This is a genomic window from Streptomyces sp. URMC 123 (assembly GCF_051386515.1).
Taxonomy (GTDB): domain Bacteria; phylum Actinomycetota; class Actinomycetes; order Streptomycetales; family Streptomycetaceae; genus Streptomyces.
Genome location: NZ_JBPQTV010000505.1, coordinates 1 through 3,104, shown reverse-complemented (window position 1 = coordinate 3,104; position 3,104 = coordinate 1). Strand labels below are relative to the sequence as shown.

Sequence of the window (3,104 nt, the reverse complement as noted above, 5' to 3'; positions counted from 1 at the left end):
GCGGGCCGGTGGTGACCGGCCCGCCCCTCGCGTTTCATGGCTCGTCCGGGCGTTACGCCAGCGGGCCCGTGACGGTCTCCGCCGCCTCGACGAGTCGCCCGGAGCGGACGAACTCCTCCGCCGCCGCCAGGTCGGGCGCCAGGAACCGGTCCCCGCCGGGCCCGTCGACGCCCGCCTCGCGCAGCGCGGCGAGCACCGCCCGGGACGCGGGCGCCGGCAGCATCCCCTCCCGGCTCAGCTCGCCGCGCATCTCCAGCGCCAGGGTCGCCGCCACCAGTTCGACCGCGATGACACGGGCGAGGTTGTCGACGGCCGTACGGAGCTTGCGCGCGGCCGACCAGCCCATGGAGACGTGGTCCTCCTGCATGGCCGAGGAGGGGATGGAGTCCACGGACGCGGGCACCGCCAGCCGCTTCATCTCGCTGACGAGGGCGGCCTGCGTGTACTGGGCGATCATGAGCCCGGAGTCGACGCCGGGGTCGCCCGCGAGGAAGGCCGGCAGGCCGTGCGAGCGGTTCTTGTCGAGCAGCCGGTCCGTGCGGCGCTCCGCGACGGAGGCGAGGTCCGCGGCGGCCACGGCCAGGAAGTCCAGCACATAGGCGACCGGGGCGCCGTGGAAGTTGCCGTTGGACTCGACCCGGCCGTCGGGGAGCACCACGGGGTTGTCGACCGCGGCGGCGAGCTCGCGCCCGGCGACCAGCAGGGCGTGGTCGAGGGTGTCCCGGCCGGCGCCGGCGACCTGCGGGGCGCAGCGGATGGAGTACGCGTCCTGCACGCGGGGCGCGTCGTCCTGGTGGTGGCCGGTGAGGCCGGAGCCGGCCAGCACCCGCAGCATGTTGGCGGCGCTGGCGGCCTGGCCGGGGTGCGGCCGGATGGCGTGCAGCTCGGGCGCGAGGACGCGCTCGCTGCCGAGCAGGGCCTCCAGGGACAGGGCCGCGGTGATGTCGGCCGAGGTGAACAGGCGGGCGAGATCGGCGCAGGCCATGACGAGCATGCCCAGCATGCCGTCGGTGCCGTTGAGGAGCGCCAGGCCCTCCTTCTCGCGCAGGGTCACGGGCTCGATGCCGTGCTCGGCGAGGAGCTCCGCGGCGGGCCGTACGGTGCCGTCGGGGCCCTCCGCGTCGCCCTCGCCCATCAGGGTCAGGGCGCAGTGCGACAGGGGCGCGAGATCGCCGGAGCAGCCGAGGGAGCCGTACTCGTGCACCACGGGGGTGATGCCGGCGTTGAGGACCGCGGCCATGGTTCGCGCGACCTCGGGGCGCACGCCCGTACGGCCGGAGGCGACGGTCTTCAGGCGCAGGAACATCAGCGCGCGCACCACCTCGCGCTCGACACGCGGGCCCATGCCGGCGGCGTGCGAGCGGACGATGTTGCGCTGGAGCTGGACGCGGAGCTCGGGGCTGATGTGGCGTACGGCGAGGGCGCCGAAGCCGGTCGAGACGCCGTACACCGGGTCCGGCTTGGCGGCGAGCGCGTCGATGACCTCACGGGCCGCGGCGAGCGCGGACAGGGCGTCGGGGGACAGCTCCACCCGTGCCGCGCCGCGCGCCACGGCGATGACATCCTCCGCGCTGGTCCCGGAGGTCCCCACCACCACAGTGTGCATATCCATATTCAGGCACCCTAGAGACTGAATCCGAAGATGTCACCCGTCGATTCTCCGGGCCGCCGGTCGGCCGGTGATCGGCCGGGGATCGTTCCATGATCGGCCGGGGATCGTCCGGAGATCGGTCGCCGGTCGGGCCGGGGCGGCGAGGGGCGGCCGGAGGGGCGGGCCGTCATGGCCGGGGAAGCGTTCAGCGGCGCCCCCGGAAGCGACGGCGGTCGTGGGGGGCCGGCGACGACGAGTCCACGAGGTGGACCACCGGGTCCTCGGGCCCCTCGCGGCCGGCGACGACGGGCTGCACGGCCCGTGCGGCCTTCGCCCGGTACTGGGCGGCGTCCGCCATGCGGAACAGCCGGCGCGCGGACGGCACGGGCCCGATGGGGTCGCCCGTGGAGGCCACCCCGCAGGCCACGCCGTCCCCGAGGTCCAGCGCGGCGGCGCGGCGGCACAGCTCGCCCGCCACGGCCACCACCTCGTCGGCGGAGGGGCCGACCGCCAGCAGGCAGAACTCGTCGCCGCCGAGGCGTGCGGCGAGCGTGCCGGGGAGCATCGCGCCGCAGAGCGAGAGGACCACCCCGAACCGCTCCAGCAGGCGGTCGCCGACGGCGTGGCCGTGCGAGTCGTTGACCCGCTTCAGGCCGTTGAGGTCGCAGACGACCAGGCTGACGACCGTGCCCTCGGAGCGGTGGCGCTCCAGCGCCTGGTCGAGGCCGAGGTCCACGGCCCGGCGGTTGGCCAGGCCGGTGAGCGGATCGGTGAACGCCAGCCGCCGCGCCTCCTCCAGGCGCTCGGTCTGGGCGATGCCGGCGGAGATCACGGCGGCCAGTACGGTCGCGAAGCCGGCGTCCGCGCTGTCGAACACGGGCTGGCCGGCGCGGCGCGCCACGTACAGCTCTCCCCAGGCGCGCCCGTGGAGCACGATGGGCGCGACGACACAGCAGCCGCGGCCACGGCGGCGCAGGGCGGCCACCCGCTGCTGGCAGTACGAACCGGGCGCGCGGCCCGGCTCGGGGCCCTCGGCCGTCTCCACCCAGGCGTTGGGGACCGCGCCGGCCCAGCGCTCGTGGAGGAACTCCGTGATCTCGGGGAACTGGTGCACGGGGTACGACTCGTCGTCCGGGAACTCCTCCTCGTCCGGGGCGAGCTCCCCGACGTTCACCAGGACGCGGAGCCGGCCCTGGTCACGCTCCCAGGCCGAGATCGCGGCGAAGGTGCCGCCCAGGGCGCGGCGGGCGCCGTTGGCGGCGGCGCGGACGGACTCGTGGGGCACCTGCGCCGCGGCCATCGCCTGCGCCAGTTCCACCACGGCGCGGAGGCGGGCATCGCCGTCCTGCTGCTCGCCAGCCACCGCCGCCACCTCGCCTCGTCACGGGACGTGTACGCCCTGGCCCCAGCCTAGGAATGTTTTCGGCCATCCGCTTGACCTTGGTCGGGGTCATTTTTCCGCCGCGGCGGGCGGGGGGCGTGTCCGCCGCGGCGGAAAAACTGTCTCTTATAC

The 3,104-nt window shown here is 75.3% G+C and carries 2 protein-coding genes; both read right to left on the bottom strand.

Annotated elements, in window-relative coordinates:
• Positions 1-52 precede the first annotated feature (52 nt).
• Positions 53-1,612: a histidine ammonia-lyase gene (gene hutH / locus ACSNOD_RS30035; RefSeq protein ID WP_436770237.1), complete on the bottom strand. Its 1,560-nt coding sequence runs from the start codon at positions 1,610-1,612 to the stop codon at positions 53-55.
• A 184-nt stretch (positions 1,613-1,796) separates the two neighbouring features.
• Positions 1,797-2,891, bottom strand: a complete 1,095-nt coding sequence (locus ACSNOD_RS30030; RefSeq protein ID WP_436770238.1) for a diguanylate cyclase domain-containing protein — start codon at positions 2,889-2,891, stop codon at positions 1,797-1,799.
• Positions 2,892-3,104 lie beyond the last annotated feature (213 nt).